Raw genomic sequence first — 24,655 nt, forward strand, 5'->3', positions numbered from 1 at the left:
TAAGGATTCATAAAAAAATGCTGCAAAACATATTTTTATAACCTTAAGATTTCATGAATCTATCAAGAATTACTAATTTTGTGTTGTAAAACATAATTTGAAGCAGATTTGATTTATGGTCAAGCAGGACATGGACAAGGAAGAGGTTTTAGAAAAAATCTCAGACTTATGCAAACCACTCACCCCAGGACAACGCGAATATTTAACAGAAAACCTCACAGTTTATACATTTAGAAAGAACGAAGCGATTTACAGTGAAGGTGAATTCCCGACTCAACTCATGTGTCTTTTATCCGGGAAGGTAAAAATATTCAAGAACGGTGTCAGCGGGCGTAATCAAATCATCCGCGTAATCAAGCCCGTAGAATACTTTGCCTATCGTGCGTACTTTGCCCATCAGGAGTTTCTGACTGCCGCTGCCGCATTCGAAGCCTCAACGATAGCCATGATTCCCATGTCTACCATCACGAAGTTGGTAAGTAGCAATAATGACTTGGCATGGTTTTTCATCAAACAATTATCTGTAGATTTGGGTATAGCCGACGAACGTACAGTCAACTTGACTCAAAAACACATACGGGGACGGTTGGCCGAATCAATTCTGTTTTTAAAGGAGAGTTACGGGTTGGAAGAAGATGGCTGCACACTCAGCATCTATCTGTCCCGTGAAGACTTGGCCAGCCTCTCCAACATGACAACTTCCAACGCGATTCGTACATTGACTAATTTCGCCTCTGAGAAAATCATCGCGATAGACGGCCGGAAAATCAAAATCATATCGGAAGACAGATTGGAAAAGATATCTAAAATAGGATAGGTCTCATGATTATTGTTTCCGAGCCGTTCAACCCGGTATGATGAAATTCACCCATTCTTGATGTATACCTATCTTCATGGGCGTAGAACCGTTCTCCCATACCGCTCCATCCAAGCTGATCATAGCCTTTCCGTTATCAAAAAAGTCCACTTCTTTAGTCCTATACGACTTTACGGCTTTATGATTCAAGAAGCGACCTCGGAAAAGCATCCATAAAGCTTCCACCATCTGGCTGATTTCCGGATGCGACACGACTGAAACATCCAATAATCCATTGTACGGAACTCCGCTCGGAGTCTGGCCATACCCTCTGGCACTACTGATACATACCGTCATTACACTTTTCTCGATGTCATCCAAATTCACTTTGAAATGCATCTTGTGTTCCATACGCTGAAACAGCAACAAAAACATAGACGATAAATGAGAAAGGGTCAGCATACCCCAAAAACGGCGCGTCTTGTGCTTGATATTCATAATGTTCGCCACCAAACCGACATTCACACAATTTAAAAAGAAACGGGGATGGGCATCCCCTATCCGCTCCGGCACACAATACCCAACGTCCACTTTACGGACCCTTCGCTTTATCAGCCAATCTATCGTTTGCTTGTAATTATCTTCCTCAAATCCCCAGAAATGTGCAAAATCATTTCCCCAACCGTTAGGAATAACCCCGAAAGCAACGTTTCGACGAACCTCCTCTCCTTGCGATAGTACTCCGTTTAACGCACGGTTTAATGCAGCGTCGCCTCCCACAATGACAATCGTTGTATAGCCATTTGAAGCAAGCATACCCGCCAGGCGTTCTACGGATTTCGGCCCTTCGCTCTGCACGAAATCATAAAGTACGCCTTTCTCCGTCAAATATGAGCGTATAGCCTCCCACTCTTTATGTATGTGACGGACACCGTCTTTCGGACAGTATATAATCCCCCATCTTGATGGTTCCATAATCCTATTTACTAAAAACGCACAAATATACGCAAAACTATTTATTCTCTACTTGAATATTCTTCTAAATCTTCACGGACACAGCCAATCTTGAATCTGACCGATTTTCTTTTCCATAGGCCAACCTGCGTCCAACCAGTTTATCTTAATGCCACGGCGCTCCATTCCGCGGAACCAAGTCATCTGTCGCTTGGCAAACTGATGGATAGCGGTTTCCAAACCACGGAACATCTCCTCATACGTCAGCTCTCCGAGTACGTATCGTGTCAGATACTTATACTCCAAGCCATAATATATCAGGTCTTCCGCCGGTATCCCCTCGTCTAACAGCCTTTTTATCTCATCAACCATCCCCTCATCCAAACGTTGCCTTAGACGTTCTGTTATTTTTTTACGTCTCAAATCCCGCTCTATGTCCACCCCTATGACCAAGGAACGGATTTCGGGAAAAGCCCTCGCCTCCGTAGGATGCAAACGATAATACTCCTCTATTTCTATCGCGCGTATCGCACGTTTCACGGTATCGACATCCGTCGTATTATGAAGCACCTTATATGAACCCAGTATCTTTGTCAGTTCGGGGAGGCTCTTTCGAGCCAAGTTTGCACGCAAATCCGGATTTTCCGGTACGGGCATCAGGTTATATCCTTTCAACACGGACTCGATATATAAGCCTGTACCTCCACATAATATAGGAAGCATACGACGTGCTTTCAACGCTTCATAAACTTTCAAGAAGTCCCGCTGATACTCAAACAAATTATATTTCGTACCCGGTTCTACTATATCAATCAAATGATAAGGAACAGAACAACCATTGACGACATAGTCTTTCAAGTCTTTTCCGGTTCCCAAATCCATACGCCTGTACACCTGCCGACTGTCACCACTGATTATCTCCGTCTTCAGTTCGCAGGCCAAAGCCACAGCTAATGCAGTCTTTCCCGACGCCGTAGGCCCTAATATCGTAATAAGGTCATAGTTCATCGTATCATCGTTTACCATATTATAATAATGAAAGCAAAGATACGAAAAAAGCCACCCTCTCAAAAGGAGGATGGCTTCATTTTTATCGTAGCAAACGGAATTAACCGTTAACTTTCTTCATGTGAGCGATCAATTCCAATACCTTGTTAGAATAACCGATTTCATTGTCATACCAAGAAACCACCTTAACAAAAGTATCTGTCAAAGCGATACCTGCCTTAGCATCGAAGATAGAAGTACGAGTGTCACCCAAGAAGTCAGAAGAAACCACTGCATCTTCAGTATAACCCAGAACACCCTTCAATTCGCCTTCAGAAGCAGCCTTCATTGCAGCGCAAATCTCTTCGTACTTAGCCGGTTTTGCCAAGTTTACAGTCAGGTCTACTACAGAAACGTCCAAAGTCGGAACACGCATAGACATACCGGTCAACTTACCGTTCAATTCAGGAATAACCTTACCTACAGCCTTAGCAGCACCTGTAGAAGACGGGATGATGTTGCCAGAAGCAGCACGACCACCACGCCAATCCTTCATAGAAGGACCGTCTACAGTCTTCTGAGTTGCAGTAGTAGAGTGAACAGTTGTCATCAAACCGTCTGTGATACCCCAGTTGTCATTCAAAACCTTAGCGATAGGAGCCAAACAGTTTGTCGTACAAGAAGCGTTAGAAACGAACTGAGTACCCTTTACGTATTTGTCGAAGTTTACACCACAAACAAACATCGGAGTAGCGTCCTTAGAAGGAGCCGACATAACTACGTACTTAGCACCTGCATCGATATGAGCCTGGGCCTTCTCCTGAGTCAGGAACAAACCTGTAGATTCAACTACATATTCAGCCTCAACTTCGTTCCACTTCAAATCAGCCGGATTACGTTCTGCCGTTACACGAATCTCTTTACCGTTTACAACCAACTTGCTGTTTTCAACATCAGCTTCGATTGTACCTTCGAAAGCACCGTGCATAGTATCATACTTCAGCATGTAAGCCAAGTAATCTACCGGACACAAGTCATTGATACCTACAATCTGGATGTCACTTCTGTTCTGAGCAGCACGGAATACGAAACGGCCGATACGACCGAAACCATTAATACCTACTTTAATCATTTTACTTAATCTTTAAAATTAAAGGTTCTAATATAAGTTATCTAACTCTTTTCTAATATTTTGCAGCACGAATATTTTGAAGTCAGCCTTCTCTCGGCTTGCGCACTGCAAATTTATGAATTTCTTTTGAAATAGAGCATATAAAAAAGGAAAAAATTAAAAGGAACGGAAATACAAGGAAGTCCCTGATGAGCGAAGCACCATACGGTCACCATCGAGCCGCACGACCTCAAAAGTCACATCTCCGGAAGGTATGCCAAAAAGCTTCAGCTTATCTACATCCGCCTCTTGAGACGGATTCCCTTTTACCCTGAAATTATACATACGCAAAGTTGCGGAACCTTCATTATAATCATACCTACACACGTACGTCCCATAACCGTTACCACCCAAATCCCGAATCTCGGACACACCGAGCTGAAATGCCCAAAACAGACGATTACATTCCGAATGCCCGTCCGTAGCCTCATCCTCTATACTCTCCTGTTTCCAATATCCTTCCAAATCAGGATATTCCGGTGCCTTGTCCGTACAAGACAAACAGAATGAGACGGTCAGGCATACACAAATCCATTTAAAAATCAAACTATTTATTTTATACATATTCCCTCCTTTCTTATGGTTATCATACCACCGACGCTATTACCAAGATAATTACCGTGATCCACGGCCGCCGAAACGGAAAAATGCCATCCGGCCAATGCCTTGGGCGAATACGTCACTTCATACAGCGAACTGAACTGTTTGCATATCTTATCCAAAGGATTGACGTATGTTCCCCAATGAAGCGCGTATGACATCAGTACGCGATAGGCCCACTCGTCTGACGGTGTCCCGCTGAAAGCCCAATGGTTGGCACGCACACGGTTGCTCCGGAACTTAAGGCTGCCATCACGGTTGTAGATTGGTCCGGGCAACAATGGGTTACCGATTCCCATACCATAATGTTGCCAAGACTGGTAAAAGAAATTATTATAGTAATCGTCACAAGCACTTACTTGCATACCCGGAAAAGCCGCTCCCGGAAAACGTTCGTCTCCGTCATACAAAATAGGACCCGACTGGTCTTTCGTAGCCAATCCTTCCCAAAGCAAAGTATTGACCCAACGGTTCCGGGGCAAAGTAATCTCAAATCCTAAGTGCCCGTCTTTCCAACGTCCGTATTGGAGGAACATTTGTGAATGGTCGTCAAAGAAATGTTCATAATATGCACGGAACTTCCAATCGCGCCAATAATAATTCAACGCAAAGTTCCAACTGCCCACATGATTGCCTTCCACATTCACCTGATCTCCCCCGGTAGTGCCGTCTCCCCCGGCTTGGGCCAAGAAAACTTTGGCATAATTCTTCAATCCATGAGGCATCTCGTACACAGTCTCTTTCCACTCACCGTCTTTCAAAGAGAAGGTATGCTGCGTTCCTCCGAACTGCGCCGACATCAGCATACCGAGTTCTGCTTCCAAAGGAAACCTTTCCTTGTTTCCCACCTTGAACATCAACTCCTTACTGTGATAAAGAATGTCTTCCACGTAGGCTTGGTGGTTTGCCCCCGCAAAATCACGTAGCCAACGGTCATCCGTAAAACGCCCGTAAGCGATATAGCCTTTAAAAGCAAACCACCCTTTTGTTCCCGGTACCGTATAATAATCCGCAATCTCTGCCCTAACCTGAGGAACAGGCCGCGCATTATTTCCTTCCACCATTCCGCCACTGCTCAACAGCGGGTTCTTCCCCAACGGATTGCGTTCCTTGTTCCCGATGCTCAAATTAAGAACTCTCCACGAAAAGTCCGCATAAGCCTGTTGCACGATAAATTCGGAAGGGCAGTTCACGGCCGCAGCCAAATCCAATCCGGCTCCAATCCGCCAACCATGATTAAAATATTTACGGTAAGCAAGTCCCGCACGCAAATAAGCACTGTTCGATTCCTGGCTTGACAGGCCGTTCCGGTTGGCTGTAAACCACAACGGTGCATAATCTCCGGAACTGGCATTCGCAGACATTTCCACATTGTACACCAATGTAGAGTCATTTTGTGCACAAACAATAGAAGAAAACACTACAGCCAATCCGAAAACCGCCCCTACTTTTTTCACCATTTTTATATTACTTTTATATAATCCGCCTCCCCCTAAAAAGAGACAGCATCTCCTCTAACCTAAATCCACTTATTTTTTAAATCGCTAAGCTTGGAATACATCCTCCTCATCCATAAGGAAGGTAATAACAAATATAATTTCGTTTTCAATGGCACGTCATAACCATACTTGCCAATATCCTCCTTCAATTCCATGTAGAAACGACTATGCCTCCACAAGCGGCACGGCTGACAACAAGCCACATCCAAGAGGTTGACCAACCTGTCGCTTATCGTATCCGACATGTATGTAGCCCACAAATGCTCGGGAATAGCGCCTTTACGTAATTCATGGATGGCTAAGGCATAACCCGCGTTCCATTTAAAATTCGCACAAGTCGTGTCCGCCCCTTTGTCATACACTTTCTCATATATTACATTCACGGGCTTACGTGTTTGAAAAATGACCCTTAACCAAAACACGTAGTCTTCTCCCATGTTGATTTCACGAGGAATATCCCACACCCAAGATGTCAAGACAGAACGACGGAACAAGCATCCCCATGGCACACCGATAGGCCCTTCCGCCCTTACCACCATATGACGGAATTCTTCTATGGAAATCTTAGGGCACCGCCTTCCCTTCGAAAATTTATAGCCATTCCCCAAAACAACATCCACGTCGTCAATAGCCTTGGCATACAAACGGGAAATAGCATCCTTTGGAAGCGTATCATCCGAATCGACATACCCAATCCATTTAGCCTGAGACATTATCGTCCCCACGCCACGCGCAGCAGAACGTCCCTTATTTTTTTGATGGATAACCTTGACACGACTATCTCTTCTAGCACAGTTGTCACATAAAACTCCACTACCATCATTACTTCCATCATCCACCACTATTATTTCCAAATCCGGAAAATCCTGCCCAAGTACACTGTCAATACAGTCTACAACCGTGTCCTCTGCATTATACACCGGAATGACTACCGAAACTTTCGGTAATCCGATGCTGCTACCAATGCTACCATTCACCATATATCTCCTTATAAAAGAAAAGGTAGCTGCGCATATCACGCACGGCTACCTCATAGTGGGTATACGATTGTCATTCCCATTCTATCGTCGAAGGCGGTTTGGAAGAGATGTCGTAACATACACGGTTCACTCCTTTCACCTTATTTATTATATCATTGCTCACCTTCGCCATGAAATCGTAAGGCAAATGTGCCCAATCGGCCGTCATTGCATCCGTACTGGTCACGGCACGCAAGGCTACAGCGCGTTCATACGTACGCTCGTCACCCATCACGCCCACGCTTTTCACGGGCAACAGGATTACACCGGCCTGCCAGACTTGATCGTACAACCCCCAGTCTCTCAACCCTTGGATAAAAATATCGTCGGCATCCTGCAACACACGTACCTTCTCCGGCGTAATGTCACCCAAGATACGCACGGCCAGTCCCGGTCCGGGGAAAGGATGACGGGTAATCAAATGTTCCGGCATTCCCATCTGACGCCCTACGCGGCGCACCTCGTCTTTAAACAACCATTTCAACGGTTCACAAAGTTGCAGGTTCATCTCCTCAGGCAAACCGCCCACATTGTGGTGGCTCTTGATTGTTTTTCCCGTAATATTCAGGCTCTCGATACGGTCGGGATAAATCGTTCCCTGCGCTAGCCACTTGGCATCGGTTATTTTCCGAGCCTCTGCATCGAACACCTCCACGAAGTCGCGGCCGATAATCTTACGCTTCTGCTCCGGATCGGTCACTCCTTCCAAATCCTTGAAGAACTTCGCACTGGCGTCCACGCCAATCACGTTCAGCCCCAGACACTCGTAGTCGTGCAACACATTCTTGAACTCGTTCTTACGCAACATCCCGTGGTCTACGAAGATACAGGTCAGGTTCTTACCAATAGCCTTGTTCAGCAACACGGCGGCCACGGAAGAATCCACACCTCCGCTCAACCCGAGAATCACACGGTCGTCTCCCAACTGTTCCTTCAGTTCCGCAACCGTGGTGTCCACAAACGAAGCCGCACTCCAATCCTGTTTGCTACCGCAAATGTCCACTACAAAGTTTTTCAACAACAGCGTTCCTTGCACGGAATGGAACACTTCCGGATGGAACTGCACACCCCACAACTGCTCACCCACAGCTTGATAAGCGGCGTTCACTACTTTGTCGGTGGAAGCAATCACCTTAAAACCCTCTGGCAATTTCGTGATGGTGTCACCATGGCTCATCCACACTTGCGAATTTTCCTCAAATCCTTTGAACAGAGGATTCTCTTTGTCGAACGAAGCCAAATTGGCACGCCCGTATTCACGCGTCCCGGCCGGTTCCACATTGCCGCCTAAAGTATAACTCATGAACTGTGCGCCATAACAAATGCCCAACACAGGGTATTTCCCGCGAATTTCGTCCAAGTCGATTTTAAACGCCTCCTTATCATATACGCTGAAAGGCGAACCGCTTAAAATCACACCGATAACCGACGGATCTTCTTTCGGGAACTTGTTATAAGGCAATATCTCACAGAACGTGTCCAACTCACGGACACGGCGTCCGATAAGCTGCGTTGTCTGTGACCCGAAATCAAGAATGATGATTTTCTGTTGCATAAAAAGATTTTTATCTGATTTTGTACGCAAAAGTACAACAATTTATCGAGACGGGCAACATTCTGCCGACAAGAAATCCTCAGCCTTCTTCAAAGTATCCTGCTTCCCCACGTCCAGTATTTTAAGCCCAGGAAAAGGATAAGCATAAATCGGTTCGCGGTCGCACACCGAAAGGTAAAAGTCTATCACGGAAAACTTGTCCGGCCAAGCATCGAAATAAGGGAACAACTGCGGAGAAAACAAATGTACACCAGCAAAAGCATACTTCCGGCAAGCCTCCACGTCCAACCCTTTGTAGGGCGACTTCACCTCCCCGGTCTTGACGTTTGTCCACCCCACCAGACGTTTTTCCTCATCGAACAACAGATAACGTTGCGTCTGCCGTTCGCTCACTAGCAATAAAGCCGCCGCTCCTACCCCGTGCCGATAAAAATCCCGCAAATCCACATTGCTCAATATATCCACGTTGTGTACCAGAAACGGGCGTTCCGCGACACCGCTCTCTAATAAAAGAGGTATGGCCTTCTTGATACCTCCTCCTGTTTCCAGAAGTTTCCCGCTCTCGTCGCTGAAACGGACATCCGCACCGAAAGCGTCATGTTCCTCCACAAACCGGATAATCTGGTCGGCAAAATGGTGCACATTAATCACAATCTCCGTAAATCCGGAAGCCACCAGTTTACGAATCAATATCTCCAACAAGGGTTTTCCTCCCACCGGGACAAGCGCTTTCGGCATCGTGTCCGTCAAAGGCTTCAGGCGGGTTCCCAACCCCGCTGCAAAAATCATGGCTTTCATATTTGCAAATATACTGATATAATCTCGTTCAAGACATCACATTTCACACGTTTTATCCTTCCGAACAAAAAAAGAATAAAAACATTGGCGTTCCACGGAATAATCCGTATTTTTGTAAAAACGACACACTATGGATGCAAAGTTGAAAGACATAGCCGAATATATCGTTATCGCCATCCACGAATTTGCCAAGCGACATCAGTTGGAAGAAGAGCAAGCCTACCGCTCCTGAATCATTATAAAGCCATCGACTTCTTGGAAAGCCAGTACGACGTGGCACACACACACAAAGCTTCGATGACATCATCGAAGGTCTGACCACCCTTTGCCAACGCCACGGAGGGGCTTTAGTATGATTTTGTATCACGGAACAACATAGATTTCGGCACCTTTCTCAAAAAATTGGCTTTCATGAAAGGCATCACTTTCCAATACTTTTTCGGCATGCAACGTGCCATAGACCTTTTAGAAAAAATATGAGCGAGATTGAATATATGAAAGAATGTATGGCACGTGACTTAGTCGTCATGTTTGTGGACGAACAGAAAATGTCACTGCACGGAACGTTAGACGCTCTATACCAATCCGAAACCTACGCCAAACTAAAGGACACAAGGTCCGGTCTTTATTTCCAAAGTCCCGTTTACGTTTACGGATTCTTGCGCAAGGAGATATTGACGGGCAAGATGTAGCAAAAGAATATACAAAAGCGGAAAAATAAGCCAAAAATCCCAAACGGGATATTTTGCCAACTTTTCCGGCAGAATTGCCATGCGATTATCCGGATTTTTATCGGATATTTGCAATGTTCAATAAAAGTATTCACAAAACGTAGAATTATGAAACTGGTAAAGCCCATTATCGCCGCGCTGTGCCTGGCCTTAGGCCTCAACGCATGCGCCAACAACAAAGAAAGTAAAAAACAAAACAAGAAAGGAGCAAATATGGAAATCGTTCATTTAACCAAAACAGAGTTCTTAAACAAGGTATATAACTATGAGACCAACCCTAACGATTGGAAATATGAAGGTGACAAACCGTGCCTTGTGGATTTCTACGCCACGTGGTGCGGCCCGTGCAAGGCCCTTGCACCGGTGTTGGAAGAGTTGGCTAAGGAATACGACGGCAAAATCTACATCTACAAAGTAGACGTGGACAAGGAAGAGGAACTAGCTGCCACATTCGGCATACGCAGCATCCCCACCCTGTTGTGGATTCCGAAAGACAGCAAGCCGATCGTCACACAAGGCGCCATGCCCAAAACGGAACTGAAGAGGATGATAGAAGAGACGCTTCTCAAAGCGAAACCCTAATGCCACGCGCACACATCCGTCCGACTATAAACGAACGGCATGGAAACAAAGGGATGGGAAAAGAAATTACTCCCATCCCTTTCCTATTCCGGCAATTTGGACTATATTTACCCATCTAACGCAAAACCGAAAACATGGACTTCAAATTCAACACACGCATGGACGGTTTTTTCGCCCTGACGACGCGCCTGCACGAGGACAGGGCGTTGCAAGGCGGAAAGGGGTTCTATAAGTTCATTTGGGTGAGGGACGGAAAACTGGACATCGAAGTGGACCACGTGGTCATGCACCTGCGAAAAGGCGAGCTTGTCACCCTCTCTCCCCTGCACCATGTGGACATGCTCCGCGCAGAAGGGCACTATCTTTCAGTGCTTTTCAACAGCAATTTCTACTGCATTTACGGTCACGGGGGCGAATCCTCCTGCCACGGCTTCCTGTTCCACGGTTCATCAAACATCCTGCACCTCTCATTGGACGCTACGGAGACGGAACGCCTGTCCCATATCACCGACACGTTGGCCGAAGAATGCGCCGTGGCCGACAACCTGCAAGAGGAAATGCTCCGCCTGCTGCTCAAACGGCTCATCATCGTATGCACCCGTATGGCACGCCTACGGTTGGAAACCGGCAAAGGCAGGGAAAACGGCTTCGACATCATCCGTCAGTTTTACGTGCTCGTGGATAACCATTTCAAAGAAAAGAAACAGGTGCAGGACTATGCGGAAATGCTCTACCGCTCTCCCAAGACCCTTTCCAACCTCTTCTCGCTCTACGGGCTGGATTCACCGTTGCACATCATCCACGAACGCATCGATGCCGAGGCACGCCGGCTGTTGCTCTATACCTCGAAGAGCGCCAAGGAAATCAGTGAGATACTTGGATTTGAAGATTTGGCCACGTTCAGCCGTTTTTTCAAGAAAATGAACAGGAAAAGCATCTCCGACTTCCGAAGAGAAGAGAAAAAGGAGGATGACCGTCCGACAGGCTTGGCTTGAAGGCCTGTCGGACGGTCTAATTTTATCTATACCTACGAAATATAAAACCCCATGCCCGACTTACCCCTTGACAGCAGGCAGTACTTGCGTGATATTTTGCTCACGATGACATATCCGTACTTCAATGCCGAACTTCTCATGCAGATGCTCGGCCAGATGTTGGGCGGAATAGACGCTGCGGTGACGGCCGCCCGTACATCCGAAAGCAAACATCAAGTCAGTAAAACCGCGCCGGAGATAACGCGCCACATGGGCATCTGCCAATTTGCAAACGCTGTCCAAGAACATCAGAATCTCTCCGTCCTCTTCCAAAAAACGGATAACGGGTTCGTCCAAGCCCGTCAGGGATTTGTACGGTTCATACCTTCCGGGATTGTGCGTACTGCGGCAATCGAACACATAACCACCTCCGTTCCCGCTAGTGTCTTCGGGAATCCCTTTCTTATAGGAGAAACTGAACACGCGCACGACCAACAGTCCCCGGCCATCGTACCGGGAAAGCGAAGCCAGCCCGATGTCCGCACGGAGCCTATCGGCTACACGCTCCATTCCTGCGTCCTTTCCGCACGGTTCGTCCGGCTGTGCGGGAACTTCTGTCTGGAAAGCGGGCAATTCCACCATCCGGCTCAACACGTCATATAAATAAGGATAAGGACACTTGCCCTCCGAAAGCCACTCTCGCAAGTTCCGTATGGCCGGGGCTATGCTGTCCAAGAAATGCTTCTTCCTCTCGAAATACCCCCGGAAACCGTATGCCCCCAACACCTGCAACGTGCGGAACAGGACGAACAACCGCATGCGTTCGCGGAATCGTCCTTCGTCCACGTCCGTATACAGCCGTGCAGCATCGAGGTACGCCGCCATCAGCTCGTGGCGCAGCTCCGGGGCGTAATGCGCCGAAGCCTGCCACAGGAAACTGGCCACGTCATACTCCACCGGCCCGCGCCGCCCGCCTTGGAAGTCGATGAAGTGGGGCTGCCCGCCCCTGTCCAACATGACGTTGCGCGCCTGGAAATCCCGGTATTGGAACGCGTGCCTGTCCGGGTCTCCCACCAAATCCTTGGCCATCTCCGAAAACGCCTCTTCCAACCTTACCTCGTTAAAGTCCAGTCCCGTAGTCTTCAGGAAGCAATATTTAAAATAGTTCAAATCAAAGAAAACAGCCGTCCTGTCCATGGAAGCCATCGGGTAACACCGTCCGAAATCCAAGCCTTCTGCCCCGACAAACTGGATGCGTGGCAGTTCCGCTATCGTCCGCCGCAACAGTTCCTTCTCTTCAGGAGCGTAACGTCCGCCTTTTTCGCGGCCGTCCGACAGCGCGTCGAACAGGCTACGATGCCCCAAATCGGCCTGCAAATAGCACAAACGGCTCGTCGAAACGGCCACAACCCGGGGTATAGGCAACCGTTTCTGCCCGAAATGCCTGGCCAAATAAATGAAAGCCTCGTTCTCCTCCCGTGACGTGCCCACCACGCCTATCAGGGAATCCCCTTCGGCATCCCAGAACCGGTAATACGTACGGTTGCTTCCGGCTCCGGGCAACTGTTCCACACTTTGCGGCGCACAGCCCCGCCAGTCTTCGTATAATCGCAACAACTCTTCCATGTCTCTCAGTCTTTATGTTTCCAAATGGCCATCACCTTACGCTGTATGGCGCATACGTTCAACACGCTGACCGCCACGCAGAGCACCACACCCAAGGCGCACGCGGGCCAAAGGCTTGCCTCCTCCATCTGGGGGAACAACAATAGGATCATATCCAGATAATAACCGCGAAGCCACGTCAGCAGGCCGATGGCCAACAACAATACCAACACGTTCATCCCTACCGTCAGAATCTGATAAGGCAGACCGACCCGCCAAGGGCTGTAACCTATGAGCAGCAGGTTCTCCAACTTCGTCGTATTCTTCTGCACCAACAGATAAATGCTCAGCATCAGGATGTAGAATGACAAGACGCTGATGAGCAGCCCTACGCTCATCACCACACCCGACACGATTTTCAGGAAATAAGTGGTCTTTCCGGCATCCAGCTTGTCTTCTTCCGTATCATATCCTTTTTCCTGCAAGAAACGGGCTATGGCATCGTCTGCCGGGTTGTACACTTCAACGATAAGCCGCGTGGGTCCGGCATCCCCGTCCGGGGCATATAGCCTGTTGCTCCACTTCATGAAACTCTCGGGTACCAAGATAGTGTTCAGCCGGTTACTGAAACCAATGACCCGTCCTTTCATCACGTCCTCCCGGCCATTGCCCCGCAAACGCACGTTCAAGTCCAACATGCTGACCACTCCTTCCGAAAGCTTGGGCAGCGAACGGCTTTGGGCAAAGCCGAAATTGTAAATCGTCAGGTAACTGCGCGGCAAAATGATGGGCACCACGGGATCGCCCTCCGCGAAGTGCCAGTCTTTCAGGTCTGCGTCCACGAAACGGTCGGGCACGGATTCAAAGAACATCTCCGTGCTCATATATGCCATGCCTTCCACGCCCATGCTCGCACTCACCTTGTATCGGCTTGAAGTGAAAGCCCCCACGCTCTTGCAAAACTTCTGTGCCTTGATTTCATCGATGTCCGCCGCAGAAAACGCATTACTCCGGCCACTGAAGGAACTGACCATGCTGATCCGCTTGGAGACAATCAGATAATCTTTCTTGATGAAACTGTCGCCCTGCGTGAAAACAGGCAGGACGTCATAATAAAATTGTACACTCAACAAGACAATGAGCATACCCAACAAATTGGCAAAGAAGAACCCGGCAAACTGAGGCACGCTGACGTGCCGACGCAATAATTTCCAAACCAAACTCATAACCTGAATGTCTTTTCGTAGTCTAATGCGATATGCTTACCGATACTGGTCACGATGACACCCGCTCCCTGCGAGCGGGCTTCCTCCATCATGATTTCTCCCATCGTCCTGCCGTTCTCCTCGTCCAGATGGCTTATCGGTTCGTCGGCCAACAAGAAGTCGAACGGCTGCACCAAAGCCCGGATCATGGCTACACGCTGCTGTTGACCGAAACTCATGCGGCTTATCGGGACATGCAACTTGTCACCGATGCCCAACGCGTCGAACCAAGCTTCTATCTGTTTTTTCTTCTTGAATCCCGTCAAGTTGTTTTTAATCGCCACGTTCTCGTAAGCTGTCAACTCGGGAAACAAACGGAGTTCCTGAAACAAATGACTCAACGAACGTTTCCGCAGCTCCACCCAATCCTTCACTTTATAATTGCGGATGTTCCTCCGGTCAAAGCTGATGATACCCTGATAGTCGTTACGATAACCGATGATATAACTGCAAAGGGATGATTTGCCGGTGCCGGAACCAGCCTCGACCAAATACAAATGTCCCCGCTCGAACGTCACTTCTTGATGCCAAATCTCGCTCCGGATGTCATCCCGTAAGGCAAACACCTCCGGCAATGCATTCTTCAATTCTATCTTGTCCATTATTTCAATAAATCCTTCAATAGATTCCGATTCCCACGCGTATGCAGCTCCAATGTCAGACGGCAGGCATCGGATGAGCGCAACACTATCGCATCGAACAAATCCAACATTTTCCGGCCTCCGTCCACGCCGCTTTCCTGCCACAACGCATCCACCATCGGGGCACGTTTGACCTGTTCCAAATTCACCCACAAGAAGAAACGGCTGTCCTTTATCCGGCTGTTCCATTCCGAAAGGGTCTTTGTTTCCGGGCCGCTTACCCAACCTGTCATTTCCTCTTCGGGCGTGACGTAGAGCGTCTCCCCTTCTACCCCGAAATAGGCCTGTACGCCATTGGCAGCCCAATAAAAACGGTCGTTCCCGAAATCCCGGAAAGTCCATGCGCCGCTCCGCGCAGCACTTTCCTTCCAATATGCGGCTTCTTTCAAAAAGTCTTTCTCCGCCAGATGGGCCGTCACGAGGACATTACCGGGATTCTGCAAGGCGGAAGCCGGAACGGTAACAGCCACGTCCCCCTTGATGCTGCGGATCATCAAGTCTGCATCCACGCCCAAGTTCAATCCAATCAGGAAGGTGCGCGCCACGGGATTCTGCCGCAGCATCTCCAACAAAGAACCACCGTCCACATTCACGCAAGCCCACGCCAAAGCATCCTCCGGCACCCGTCCGGCAAATTCGCCGTCCAACGGTTTGCCCAAGAAAGCCAAACGCTCATAATACTTGTTGATGTCGCTGTTCCTCGAACTGATTTCTGCTTCCACGGTCACCCCGTGCGAAGAGAGATTCAAACCGGCACAGAGATACACATCGCCCAGGTTCGCATGCTCGGGCAAGCCCTCCAAAAATCCCACACCACGGAAGTTGGGCAACACGTCCAACCGCGACACGACGCGGAAAGAAGCATCCTTACGGTCCAACTCAGCAAAGAGGGGCGAAGACATCCCGCTTTCCGCCTCTTTCTGCCTGAAACAAGCCAACATGTCATAGCGCAACGCATCCATGTCGGCTTTCAGGCCCGGCCCCATCATAAGCAACGCACCGCCACCGAAACCCACCATCCAACTGCCGTCCCATACCGTCCAAGAGTAGCCCCGATAGTCTTCCACAGGCGTGCACCGGCCTTTCTTTGCGGCCTCGTCCAACAAACACCGCAAGTCCGCCTCGTCTCTGACAGCAGCCAACAAGCCAACGTATTCTTTGGAAGAAACAAAGGCATACATTTTCTTCGACCAGTCGATTCCGGTCTGTCCGGGTTCCAACCCTTCCGGCAACAGTTTCTTCCAATCCTGCATGCCCATGTCGTTTTCTTCCGACAAGCGCACCCAGTCTACGGCTGCCAAAGCCAAGGGACGCGATGGCAAGGTACGGCGGTAATCGTCTGCCGTAAGAAACTTGTAAAGCCCTATTGAAAGGGCCAAAGCCAACACCACGGCCACGCCCCATATCCATTTCTTTTTCATCCTATCTCTGTATTGTGTTAATCTTGCAACCTTTTATACGCAGGCGTGGCGGATGTGCATCAAATGGACGGCCACCAACCCCGCCGTCTCCGTACGCAGGCGGCTCCGGCCCAAACTTACGGAACGGAAACCGTGGGCCTGCGCCAACCGCACTTCGTCGATGCTGAAATCCCCTTCAGGCCCTACCAACACCAAAGCGTCTTGTCCGGTATCCAATTCGTCCAACAAAAAAGGCTTTCCGCCGTCCATGGCCTTGTCTTCGGATGCCTTGGCCACACCGGCCACATCGGCTTCGTCATAACAATGCGCGATGAACTTCTGCCCGGCGAACGGACGAGCCACAAAACGCTTGAAATCCTCCATCCCGTTCAACAGCGGCTTACGAGCCTTATGGCTCTGCTTCATGGCCGACACCAAAATCTTGTCTATGCGCTCCGTCTTGACCACCTTGCGCTCCGAGTAACGGCAATCCAAGAACGTCAGCTCGTCGAAGCCGATTTCGGTGGCCTTCTCCGCCAACCACTCTATCCGGTCCATATTCTTGGTAGGAGCCAAGGCCAGATGCAGGTGCCCGCTCCACTCCTTGGGATGCGGAACGGCTTCCAAGACCTTAAAGAGGCATCGTTTTCCGGTGGCCGTTGTAATCTCGGCTTTATAAAACATTCCTTTCCCGTCGGTCAGGCGAATCTCATCTCCCGCCTGCAAGCGCAAGACCCGCAAGCAATGTGCAGCCTCATCTGCCGGCAATTCGTCATCCACCGCGACGTCCGGCGCATAAAAAAAACGGATTTCCTTCATTTCCTTCGTTCTATTTCGTCACGCAACTGCGAGGCCAATTCATAGTTTTCGTCTTCCACAGCCCTTTTCAATGCCTCCTTCAATGCCTCCACGCTCACCGAATTTACCGGAATGGAATACATCCCCTCTCCTATTTCACGCATGTACTGGTGCTCCAATAACGCTTCGCCAATGGTTATCGGGCAATCGAATGTATAGGCCAGAATCAGGCAATCGGATGCCTTGCAATAACGAATCATGTGAAAAACGCTCCCTTCTCGGTAAAGGACGTGACAGTAGGTTACGCCTCCCTCCACGGCGGCAATGCGCACTTCTTCTATGTCCATATTGCATTGCGTGAAAGCTGTCCGCATAATGTCGGCCATGGAAGAGGGCAAAGTATTCTTTTTATTCCCCTTCATCTTCATCAACAAGAGGAAAGCCTCGCTCCTCTCTATCAGGACCGGCAAAATACGTTCACCGTCCTTTTCTTTCAGAACGGCCATGTATGCGGCACCGTCTTCCGTACATTTGGACACGGTCAGCACTTTCAGTTCTTTTACCGCCTCGTTCATCTTACTCATCAATCTTTAACTACATGTTTATACTTAAAAAATATGGCAAACAAGACAGCCACAACCAAAGCGTAGGCTGCAAATATATACCAACAGGTATTCCACCCGGCTATGACCTCTTGTCCGGAGGCCGTTTCCGGCAAAGCGTACACAAAACGGTTGATGACGGCCTGAGCCGACAACGTCCCTATGGTAGCGCCCAAACCGTTGGTCATCATCATGAACAACCCCTGCGCACTGCTGCGTATGCTGATGTCCGTCTCCTTGTCGACAAACAAGGAACCCGACACATTGAAAAAGTCGAAAGCCACCCCGTAAACCAACATGGACAGGACGAACAACCACACGCCCGGCCCAGGATTGCCCAACGCAAAAAATCCGAAACGGAACACCCACGCCAACATCGCTATGAGCATCACCCGCTTGATGCCGAAACGGCCCAAAAAGAACGGTATCAACAAAATGCAAAACGTCTCACTGATTTGCGATATGGAAATCAGGATATTGGCATGCTGTACCCCGAACGTGTCCGCATATTCGGGAATGCCCCCGAAAGAGAAGATGAAAGGACTGGCAAAACCATTGGTGATCTGCAAACAGATGCCCAGACACATGGAAAAGATGAAAAACAAAGCCATACGCTTTTGACGGAACAGCGTGAAGGCACGAAGCCCTAAGGCTTCCACCACGCTCTTGCGTTCCGCCGCATGGCTTACCGGGCATGCCGGAAGCGTCAAAGCGTAAGCGGCCAACAACATGCTCAGGACACCGGAAAAGGCGAACTGTCCCGCATTCTCCTGCATGCCGCCCAAATCGACCGCCCACATGGAACAAATGAAACCGACCGTACCGAACACACGTATCGGAGGGAAATCTTTCACCGTGTCCAGACCGGCCCCCTCCAAGGCGGAATAAGCCACGGAATTGGCCAATGCTATGGTGGGCATGAAGAAAGCCACGCTCAGCGAATAAAGGGTGAACAAGGTGGAAAACGAGGCTTCCGCACCGGCTTCAAACCCATAAAGCGAAGCCCCCAACATGAAAACGCCCGCCAGAAAATGGCAGAGGCTCAACACCTTTTGCCCCTGCATCCAACGGTCTGCAATAATACCTATCAGCGCGGGCATGAACAAAGACACGATGCCCTGGACCGAATAAAACCAACCGATGTTCTCGGCCATACCGATTTTCACCAAATAACTTCCCATAGAGGTCAGATAAGCCCCCCACACGGCGTATTCCAGGAAGTTCATCACCGTCAAGCGCATCTTTAATCTCATAGCTCTCACGTTTTATGTATTCCACAGTCTATTATAATATGCAAACTTACACAAAAAAATCCGTTTCCATGCCGGTACGGACAAAAAAGCGACACAAATATCCATTAAAAAATCCCAAACCGCAGATTACTCCAACCTGCAACGCAGCACCACGTGGTTGCCGTCTTCCGTCACCGGCACACCAGGCACTGCATCCGGATGCCGACGTACAAGTTCCAGGAACCGCGCAGCAGAAAGCACGATCAGCACTTCTCCCTCACGCCCGACGTACAAGTCCGGAAAGACATCCCGGTACGGCCCTGACACACGCCGCTCCCCGTCCGGGGCAAACACGGCAACGTGCTGACGGGCCTCGTGCAAATAAAACAACACCAGACCGTCACCGCCCCACGCACCTCCCATCAGCACGTCGTAAAGAAACATGTTCCGCATATATTCCTCCTGACTTTTCATGCCTTCGGGCATGGGAGAAGCGAAACGGACGGTGTATGCCGTCCTCACGCTGTCGGCCTGTCCGTCCCACACGTGGACGGCATTCCTCGCGCCGTCGAAGCCGAACACCTTGCAGCCGGCCTTTTGCAAGGGCGGATAGGCCATCGGCATGGCATAGTCCCGACGCACTCCGACCCACTTGCCCCGTACATGAAATTCGGGGTCGAATGCATAAAACAAATAAGCCATCTCGCCTTCGGAGTAGGTGGCGTCTTCCGTCGAACCGACAAAGCCTTCCGGACAAGAGGCTATTTTCCAGACCCACCAAGGACCGACATCCTTCTTGCCGACAAACTGTCCCTGCAAATCATACATATATACCTCCCGGGGGCCGCAGAGAATGACTACACGTCTGCGGTCGCGGTCTACCGTAAAATCCGAGGCACGCTCATATTCGCCGTGCCCATGCCCCATGATTCCGATGCGGCGTAAAAACGCCCCTTGCCCGTCGAAGACGAACACTGCCTTCCGTTGGCCGTCCAACACATAATAGTTCCCATCCACGACTTCCACCTTACTCACATGCCCCAAAAGGCATTCGTTTTTCGTCTCCAACGGGACAACGCCTACCACATCGAAAACGTCGCCGAATCCTAACGTATCCGTCCCCGTCTCCGTCAAATCGAGCACCACGCCCTCCTGCCCGCCTCGCATCCGCGTGCACGACAGGCACAGGCAAACTGCTATTCCCATCCAAACTTGTTTCATCGACATACACTCTATCATAGACCATCGGATGTAAATATAAATCAACCCCAAGAAAGGTACAATACCTCCACCTGCACAGTGCGACTAACCCTCTCAAAATGAATCAGAAGCAAACCCTTAAAGAATATCATCGGGCATCCTCCACAACCCATAAAATCAATCTGCGCCAAATGATTTTCCGTTCTCAGCCGAACGATTTTTCAATCTCCTGAGATTGATTTTCCGTTCTCAGCAGATTGATTCATGTAAAAAAAGAAGAGCGAAAAGCACCGGGCAAGGGCACGGAACTTATTCTTCCGGTGCGGAAGGCCATTTGAAACGGAACATATACAGCCGCTCCCCCTCCTCGTCGGGCACCACATAGGAATAATAATAAGGCTCCACATAACCGGCCATCCGGAATCCCAAGGGTACGTCCACATCACCTACCAATACCCCATCGCGGTAGACCTGCAATCCGTCTGTAATCGAACCGCCGCCTTTCCGGTAAGAACGGAACAACAATCCCGTCTCGTCCACATATTCCACAGCATTATAAAAGCCCCTCGACATACGTTCGGCCCACCTTTCCTTCCAGGGCTGGTCATAACTGTCCCAACGAAGGTAGTTCAAATCCATGTCCCGTCCGGCAAAGCCGAAACAGGCCAACTGGTTATAATCATGGTCGTAACGGTACACCAAAGAATCGGCCTCGAAGGACACGTAAAAATCCCCATTGTCCGCAATATCGAAAGCCAGTTGTGAAAAAAGCGTTTTGGTGAGGGGCTTGTCATAATAACTCTCAGGATACCCGAATGCCAACAACCGGCCGAAACCATGTTTGCCCAAGTCCACTTCCCGTATGTGAGCCGTTTTATCAAGATAAAGTTCCGTGTCTTCCAAATAATTATACCCCCATAATTCGTGCACCGTGCTATATATCTTATCACCATGGGAACGGAAGTGCATGTCCGACCCGTGGACGTAATACACAGGGTCGGAAAAGGCCGTCTCGTCCACCTTATCCTTGTCCTTGCGCCCGTTGTAGGAGATAAAAAACTGATCTTTGAAAAGGAAATCCTTGTCATAGACATAATACCATCCGCTCGCATTATTGAGCAGGATTCCTCCACCATCAAGCATGCAGCATCCGTAGACATCTCCCGCTTCCGTCTCATTACGGGCATGCCCTTTCCCCAACTTCTTGTCACGCAACCGCCCCGTGGAATCGTAACGGTACACCACACAAAGTTTCTTGTCCACCACATAGAGGTAATCGTCGCATACGCCCGACTCAATCATATAAGAAGTGGGCACCGTGTCCAACCACAAGGTATCCACGTCCACTACAGACACCTCGACATCGGCCACCGAATCCGATGCAAGCCGGAAATTAGGGTTCGTTTCATTGCACCCGTAGAACAAAGCCGACAAAAGTGCCAACATACAAGTCTTTCTCATGATATCCAATATTTAACGGGACAAACTTACGGAAAATTCCGTCTGCAAGCAAAGAATCGGACTACTTTCTTTTGCACCGGGCCGACAGCCTGCCTTTCATTGAAAAGGGGGCACATCCCGACGGATGCGCCCCCTTAAAAAAAAGAAGGTTGTCATCTCGACAACCAATCTTTCATTAACCTTAAATCTAATACCATGAAAAACACAGTACAAAGGTATGGGTTTCCCGTATATATTGCAAGTGTTTTGCTAAAAAACTTCTTGTATTTAACCTTATTTTACAAATAAGAGCCTTTTTCATCACTCTACATAGAGCACCAACCCCTTCAAATATTCCCCTTCAGGATGGTAGATATTGACGGGATGGTCGGCCGGTTGATGCAACTGATGAAGGATACGCACACGGCGTCCGCTCTGCGCGGCGGCAGTGAACACGGCGGTACGGAAGTGGTCCTTGCTTACCACTTGCGAACAACTGAACGTGAACAGGATGCCGCCCGGCTTGATTTTACTGAAAGCCTTGGCGTTCAAACGCGCATAGCCTTTCAGAGCCTGCCGAAGCGCATCCTTATGTTTGGCAAAAGCCGGAGGGTCGAGAATAATCAAATCATATTGGTCTCCCATCGCATCCAAATACTTGAAAGCGTCTTCGGCATACGCCTCGTGGCGGCCGTCGCCCGGAAAGTTCAGTTCCACGTTGGCACGGGTCAGGTCTATCGCCTTGGCCGAACTATCCACGGAATGCACCAACGTGGCTCCGCCACGCATGGCGTACACGCTGAATCCTCCGGTATAACAGAACATATTCAGCACGGCACGCCCGTGGGCATAATGTTCCAACAGCGAACGATTATCACGTTGGTCTACGAAGAATCCTGTCTTCTGGCCTTTCAACCAATCTATATGAAACTTCAAGCCGTTCTCTACCGCCACGTTTTCCGTGCTTCCGCCCACGATAAAACCGTTTTCCTGCCCCAGTTCCGCCTTGAAAGGCAGGGTGGTTTCGCTCTTATAATACACGTTTTCCACTGTTCCGCCCGTCACGGCCACAAGTGCCCGTGCTATTTCGTGACGCGCCACGTGCATGCCCACGCTATGAGCCTGCATGACGGCTGTCTTTCCATACACATCCACCACCAGTCCGGGCAAACAGTCTCCTTCGCCATGCACCAAACGATAGGTATCATTTTCCTTTTCATGTCCGGCCACTCCGATGGCGCATCGCAAGTCGTAAGCCACTCGCAGGCGGTCTTCCCAATAGGCTCCGTCCACCGCTTTGTCCTCGAAATCCAGCACCCTGACGGCAATGGAACCGATTTGCCAATGCCCCACGGCTATAAAATCGCCCTCGGACGTCAACACGCGTACCACCTCCCCTTCTTCAGGTTCTCCCTCTATATGATGGACGGCTCCGGAAAAAATCCAGGGATGAAAACGCTCCAGACTTTCTTCTTTTCCTTTTTTTAAATATAAGTTCTTATACATAGTCTTTACCCTCATTTATTTATGATTCCTGCACTACGGCAAGTTCATAGTCGTTATTTTCTTTCAATGTTTCCAGTTCCCGATACAACCGTATGCACGCCCAAGCATCAGTAGCCGCATACAGTTTCTGCCCCTCGGTCAGCACGTCCGCCTCCCAGTTGGTGAGACGCTGCCCTTTACTGATCTTCTGCCCGAAGATATTGGCATACAGCTTCTGCAGGCTCATGTCCTCGATACCAAAAGCACGGACATAATCCTGCAAATCCAGGAAGGCCCGAGGCTCGAACTCGCCACGCTTGTGGAGCGAGGCAAAGTCGTCGCGCAACGACAAACCTACTTTCAAGACATTTTCGTCCTGTAACAAACGTTTCACACTATCGGTCACTCCGATATAATTCAGTCGAAACAGGAAACATGTATCATCGGTAGAAACCTGTAACAAAGCCACTTTGTTCACACATCCCTTACGGAAGGAAGGGCGTGTTTCGGTATCCACTCCCAAAACGGCCGAAGCCAACAAATAATCTACCGCCCGAGACGCTTCCGCCTCCGTCTGAATCACAAAAATACGCCCCTCGAACAGGGCACGCGGCAAAGCCGCTATAAGTTTCTTGTCAAACTTACTATACAGTGTTTTCATCTTATTTTGGAAAGGTTAATCTACATCTAATTCCTCATCTTCATCGTCTTCCGGGCTGTACCTGACACGATGAAGGGCACGCATGGCATTCGTCAGCGTCTGCCCCCAATACAGCACGAACGCATTCCGCACTTTGGCCACAGCCTCGTACATGTTTTCCTCCAATCCGATACGGTAGGTCTCCACAAAATTCTTCAGCGCCTGATAAATATCCGCCAAATCCTCTGAAATTGTTTTTACGGCCGGCTCGTCGCTGAATTTCACTCCCTCGTTGCAAAAATCCAGGTAATCGTCCTTCCCGTCCAATAAGGAAGAAAGCGTCAGACGGACAAATTCATAATCCTGCTCCGAAACGAAAGCTTCGGGAAGAAAGTCCTCCGCCCCCTCAATATCCTCCAACAAGGCAGCCTTCAAATAGAGTAAAGGCAAGAGTTTTAATACGGTATCCGTGAAATCCCGGCACTTCCTCCCTTCCGATTGTTCCAAATAGGCACAAAATTCGGCTGCCACGGTTACAAATTCCACAGTATTCCGAGAATATACTATCGTTTTCTTATCATTCACATTCATGGTGCTCTCTCATCATTTTCTAAAAACCGCAAAGCTACAAAAATTTGAGCGAAAAAATAGCAAAATTGATGATTTTCATTTACTTTTGTA

General features: G+C 49.1%; 24 protein-coding genes. 4 read left to right on the forward strand and 20 right to left on the reverse strand.

The features are described from left to right. Positions 1-115: 115 nt before the first annotated feature. On the forward strand, positions 116-817 hold the full coding sequence (locus E0E47_RS06150; protein ID WP_008624402.1) for a Crp/Fnr family transcriptional regulator: 702 nt from the start codon (positions 116-118) through the stop codon (positions 815-817). 27 nt (positions 818-844) lie between these two features. Here E0E47_RS06150 and E0E47_RS06155 read toward each other — a convergent pair whose 3' ends face one another. The 8 genes from E0E47_RS06155 to E0E47_RS06190 all read right to left on the reverse strand — a co-directional run bounded on the left by E0E47_RS06155 (position 845) and on the right by E0E47_RS06190 (position 9,379). Continuing rightward, positions 845-1,771 carry a diacylglycerol/lipid kinase family protein gene (locus E0E47_RS06155; RefSeq protein ID WP_008624400.1) on the reverse strand — a complete coding sequence of 309 codons (927 nt, stop codon included), beginning with the start codon at positions 1,769-1,771 and terminating at the stop codon, positions 845-847. Between the two features lie 72 nt (positions 1,772-1,843). After that, positions 1,844-2,776 carry a tRNA (adenosine(37)-N6)-dimethylallyltransferase MiaA gene (gene miaA, locus E0E47_RS06160; RefSeq protein WP_130893225.1) on the reverse strand — a complete coding sequence of 311 codons (933 nt, stop codon included), beginning with the start codon at positions 2,774-2,776 and terminating at the stop codon, positions 1,844-1,846. Between the two features lie 82 nt (positions 2,777-2,858). Beyond that, positions 2,859-3,869: a type I glyceraldehyde-3-phosphate dehydrogenase gene (gene gap / locus E0E47_RS06165; RefSeq protein ID WP_130893226.1), complete on the reverse strand. Its 1,011-nt coding sequence runs from the start codon at positions 3,867-3,869 to the stop codon at positions 2,859-2,861. Between the two features lie 156 nt (positions 3,870-4,025). Next, positions 4,026-4,472 carry a lipocalin-like domain-containing protein gene (locus E0E47_RS06170; RefSeq protein ID WP_008624394.1) on the reverse strand — a complete coding sequence of 149 codons (447 nt, stop codon included), beginning with the start codon at positions 4,470-4,472 and terminating at the stop codon, positions 4,026-4,028. Next, a complete protein-coding gene (locus tag E0E47_RS06175; protein ID WP_130893227.1) occupies positions 4,460-5,968 on the reverse strand; it encodes a capsule assembly Wzi family protein in 1,509 nt (502 codons plus the stop codon). The genes E0E47_RS06170 and E0E47_RS06175 overlap by 13 nt, the downstream gene beginning before the upstream one ends. 59 nt (positions 5,969-6,027) lie before the next feature. Further along, a complete protein-coding gene (locus E0E47_RS06180; RefSeq protein WP_130893228.1) occupies positions 6,028-6,987 on the reverse strand; it encodes a glycosyltransferase family 2 protein in 960 nt (319 codons plus the stop codon). A 70-nt stretch (positions 6,988-7,057) separates the two neighbouring features. Next, positions 7,058-8,581 (reverse strand): glutamine-hydrolyzing GMP synthase, encoded by a 1,524-nt coding sequence (gene guaA / locus E0E47_RS06185; RefSeq protein ID WP_130893229.1) that lies wholly within the window; start codon positions 8,579-8,581, stop codon positions 7,058-7,060. Between the two features lie 42 nt (positions 8,582-8,623). Further along, entirely contained in the window at positions 8,624-9,379 is a 756-nt protein-coding gene (locus E0E47_RS06190; protein WP_130893230.1) for a nucleotidyltransferase family protein, read from the reverse strand. A gap of 476 nt (positions 9,380-9,855) precedes the next feature. Between E0E47_RS06190 and E0E47_RS06200 the strand changes: the two genes are divergently transcribed. The 3 genes from E0E47_RS06200 (at position 9,856) to E0E47_RS06210 (ending at position 11,687) form a co-directional block, all read left to right on the forward strand. Then, positions 9,856-10,071, forward strand: a complete 216-nt coding sequence (locus E0E47_RS06200) for a hypothetical protein (RefSeq protein WP_130893231.1) — start codon at positions 9,856-9,858, stop codon at positions 10,069-10,071. Between the two features lie 147 nt (positions 10,072-10,218). Next, positions 10,219-10,692 carry a thioredoxin gene (trxA, locus tag E0E47_RS06205; protein ID WP_130893232.1) on the forward strand — a complete coding sequence of 158 codons (474 nt, stop codon included), beginning with the start codon at positions 10,219-10,221 and terminating at the stop codon, positions 10,690-10,692. A 134-nt stretch (positions 10,693-10,826) separates the two neighbouring features. Beyond that, positions 10,827-11,687, forward strand: a complete 861-nt coding sequence (locus E0E47_RS06210) for an AraC family transcriptional regulator (protein ID WP_008629959.1) — start codon at positions 10,827-10,829, stop codon at positions 11,685-11,687. A gap of 60 nt (positions 11,688-11,747) precedes the next feature. Here E0E47_RS06210 and E0E47_RS06215 read toward each other — a convergent pair whose 3' ends face one another. From E0E47_RS06215 to E0E47_RS06270, 12 genes are all read right to left on the reverse strand, one after another. Beyond that, a complete protein-coding gene (locus E0E47_RS06215; protein WP_130893233.1) occupies positions 11,748-13,292 on the reverse strand; it encodes a RapZ C-terminal domain-containing protein in 1,545 nt (514 codons plus the stop codon). Positions 13,293-13,297: 5 nt separating this feature from the next. Further along, positions 13,298-14,497, reverse strand: coding sequence for an ABC transporter permease (locus tag E0E47_RS06220; protein ID WP_130893234.1), 1,200 nt, complete (start codon positions 14,495-14,497; stop codon positions 13,298-13,300). Then, the gene (locus tag E0E47_RS06225; protein ID WP_130893235.1) at positions 14,494-15,138 is read right to left on the reverse strand and encodes an ATP-binding cassette domain-containing protein; all 645 of its coding nucleotides are present in this window, start codon (positions 15,136-15,138) and stop codon (positions 14,494-14,496) included. Before E0E47_RS06225 ends, E0E47_RS06220 begins: the two co-directional genes overlap by 4 nt. Then, entirely contained in the window at positions 15,138-16,598 is a 1,461-nt protein-coding gene (locus tag E0E47_RS06230) for a DUF4836 family protein (RefSeq protein ID WP_008629963.1), read from the reverse strand. Before E0E47_RS06230 ends, E0E47_RS06225 begins: the two co-directional genes overlap by 1 nt. 33 nt (positions 16,599-16,631) lie before the next feature. After that, on the reverse strand, positions 16,632-17,387 hold the full coding sequence (locus E0E47_RS06235; RefSeq protein WP_428388650.1) for a 16S rRNA (uracil(1498)-N(3))-methyltransferase: 756 nt from the start codon (positions 17,385-17,387) through the stop codon (positions 16,632-16,634). A gap of 5 nt (positions 17,388-17,392) precedes the next feature. Next, positions 17,393-17,959: a bifunctional nuclease family protein gene (locus E0E47_RS06240; RefSeq protein ID WP_008629965.1), complete on the reverse strand. Its 567-nt coding sequence runs from the start codon at positions 17,957-17,959 to the stop codon at positions 17,393-17,395. After that, positions 17,959-19,230, reverse strand: coding sequence for a nucleoside permease (locus tag E0E47_RS06245; protein ID WP_008629966.1), 1,272 nt, complete (start codon positions 19,228-19,230; stop codon positions 17,959-17,961). Before E0E47_RS06245 ends, E0E47_RS06240 begins: the two co-directional genes overlap by 1 nt. Positions 19,231-19,356: 126 nt before the next feature. Continuing rightward, the gene (locus tag E0E47_RS06250) at positions 19,357-20,415 is read right to left on the reverse strand and encodes a 6-bladed beta-propeller (protein ID WP_130893237.1); all 1,059 of its coding nucleotides are present in this window, start codon (positions 20,413-20,415) and stop codon (positions 19,357-19,359) included. A gap of 303 nt (positions 20,416-20,718) precedes the next feature. Continuing rightward, the gene (locus E0E47_RS06255; RefSeq protein ID WP_130893238.1) at positions 20,719-21,870 is read right to left on the reverse strand and encodes a hypothetical protein; all 1,152 of its coding nucleotides are present in this window, start codon (positions 21,868-21,870) and stop codon (positions 20,719-20,721) included. Positions 21,871-22,170: 300 nt separating this feature from the next. Continuing rightward, positions 22,171-23,355 (reverse strand): class I SAM-dependent rRNA methyltransferase, encoded by a 1,185-nt coding sequence (locus E0E47_RS06260; RefSeq protein WP_130893239.1) that lies wholly within the window; start codon positions 23,353-23,355, stop codon positions 22,171-22,173. Between the two features lie 19 nt (positions 23,356-23,374). After that, complete coding sequence (locus E0E47_RS06265; RefSeq protein WP_130893240.1) at positions 23,375-23,995, reverse strand: 3'-5' exonuclease; 621 nt, start codon at positions 23,993-23,995, stop codon at positions 23,375-23,377. A gap of 15 nt (positions 23,996-24,010) precedes the next feature. Beyond that, on the reverse strand, positions 24,011-24,565 hold the full coding sequence (locus tag E0E47_RS06270; protein ID WP_130893241.1) for a DUF5063 domain-containing protein: 555 nt from the start codon (positions 24,563-24,565) through the stop codon (positions 24,011-24,013). Positions 24,566-24,655: the final 90 nt, after the last annotated feature.

Origin of the sequence: Paraprevotella xylaniphila YIT 11841 (genome assembly GCF_900683745.1) — a bacterium.
Classification (GTDB): Bacteria; Bacteroidota; Bacteroidia; order Bacteroidales; family Bacteroidaceae; genus Paraprevotella; species Paraprevotella xylaniphila.

Coding starts and splice junctions, on each gene's coding strand:
- E0E47_RS06150 (WP_008624402.1), top strand. CDS start 116: ATGGTCAAGCAGGACATGGACAAGGAAGAGGTTTTAGAAAAAATCTCA.
- E0E47_RS06155 (WP_008624400.1), bottom strand. CDS start 1,771: ATGGAACCATCAAGATGGGGGATTATATACTGTCCGAAAGACGGTGTC.
- miaA (WP_130893225.1), bottom strand. CDS start 2,776: ATGGTAAACGATGATACGATGAACTATGACCTTATTACGATATTAGGG.
- gap (WP_130893226.1), bottom strand. CDS start 3,869: ATGATTAAAGTAGGTATTAATGGTTTCGGTCGTATCGGCCGTTTCGTA.
- E0E47_RS06170 (WP_008624394.1), bottom strand. CDS start 4,472: ATGTATAAAATAAATAGTTTGATTTTTAAATGGATTTGTGTATGCCTG.
- E0E47_RS06175 (WP_130893227.1), bottom strand. CDS start 5,968: ATGGTGAAAAAAGTAGGGGCGGTTTTCGGATTGGCTGTAGTGTTTTCT.
- E0E47_RS06180 (WP_130893228.1), bottom strand. CDS start 6,987: ATGGTGAATGGTAGCATTGGTAGCAGCATCGGATTACCGAAAGTTTCG.
- guaA (WP_130893229.1), bottom strand. CDS start 8,581: ATGCAACAGAAAATCATCATTCTTGATTTCGGGTCACAGACAACGCAG.
- E0E47_RS06190 (WP_130893230.1), bottom strand. CDS start 9,379: ATGAAAGCCATGATTTTTGCAGCGGGGTTGGGAACCCGCCTGAAGCCT.
- E0E47_RS06200 (WP_130893231.1), top strand. CDS start 9,856: ATGAGCGAGATTGAATATATGAAAGAATGTATGGCACGTGACTTAGTC.
- trxA (WP_130893232.1), top strand. CDS start 10,219: ATGAAACTGGTAAAGCCCATTATCGCCGCGCTGTGCCTGGCCTTAGGC.
- E0E47_RS06210 (WP_008629959.1), top strand. CDS start 10,827: ATGGACTTCAAATTCAACACACGCATGGACGGTTTTTTCGCCCTGACG.
- E0E47_RS06215 (WP_130893233.1), bottom strand. CDS start 13,292: ATGGAAGAGTTGTTGCGATTATACGAAGACTGGCGGGGCTGTGCGCCG.
- E0E47_RS06220 (WP_130893234.1), bottom strand. CDS start 14,497: ATGAGTTTGGTTTGGAAATTATTGCGTCGGCACGTCAGCGTGCCTCAG.
- E0E47_RS06225 (WP_130893235.1), bottom strand. CDS start 15,138: ATGGACAAGATAGAATTGAAGAATGCATTGCCGGAGGTGTTTGCCTTA.
- E0E47_RS06230 (WP_008629963.1), bottom strand. CDS start 16,598: ATGAAAAAGAAATGGATATGGGGCGTGGCCGTGGTGTTGGCTTTGGCC.
- E0E47_RS06240 (WP_008629965.1), bottom strand. CDS start 17,959: ATGAGTAAGATGAACGAGGCGGTAAAAGAACTGAAAGTGCTGACCGTG.
- E0E47_RS06245 (WP_008629966.1), bottom strand. CDS start 19,230: ATGAGATTAAAGATGCGCTTGACGGTGATGAACTTCCTGGAATACGCC.
- E0E47_RS06250 (WP_130893237.1), bottom strand. CDS start 20,415: ATGGGAATAGCAGTTTGCCTGTGCCTGTCGTGCACGCGGATGCGAGGC.
- E0E47_RS06255 (WP_130893238.1), bottom strand. CDS start 21,870: ATGAGAAAGACTTGTATGTTGGCACTTTTGTCGGCTTTGTTCTACGGG.
- E0E47_RS06260 (WP_130893239.1), bottom strand. CDS start 23,355: ATGTATAAGAACTTATATTTAAAAAAAGGAAAAGAAGAAAGTCTGGAG.
- E0E47_RS06265 (WP_130893240.1), bottom strand. CDS start 23,995: ATGAAAACACTGTATAGTAAGTTTGACAAGAAACTTATAGCGGCTTTG.
- E0E47_RS06270 (WP_130893241.1), bottom strand. CDS start 24,565: ATGAATGTGAATGATAAGAAAACGATAGTATATTCTCGGAATACTGTG.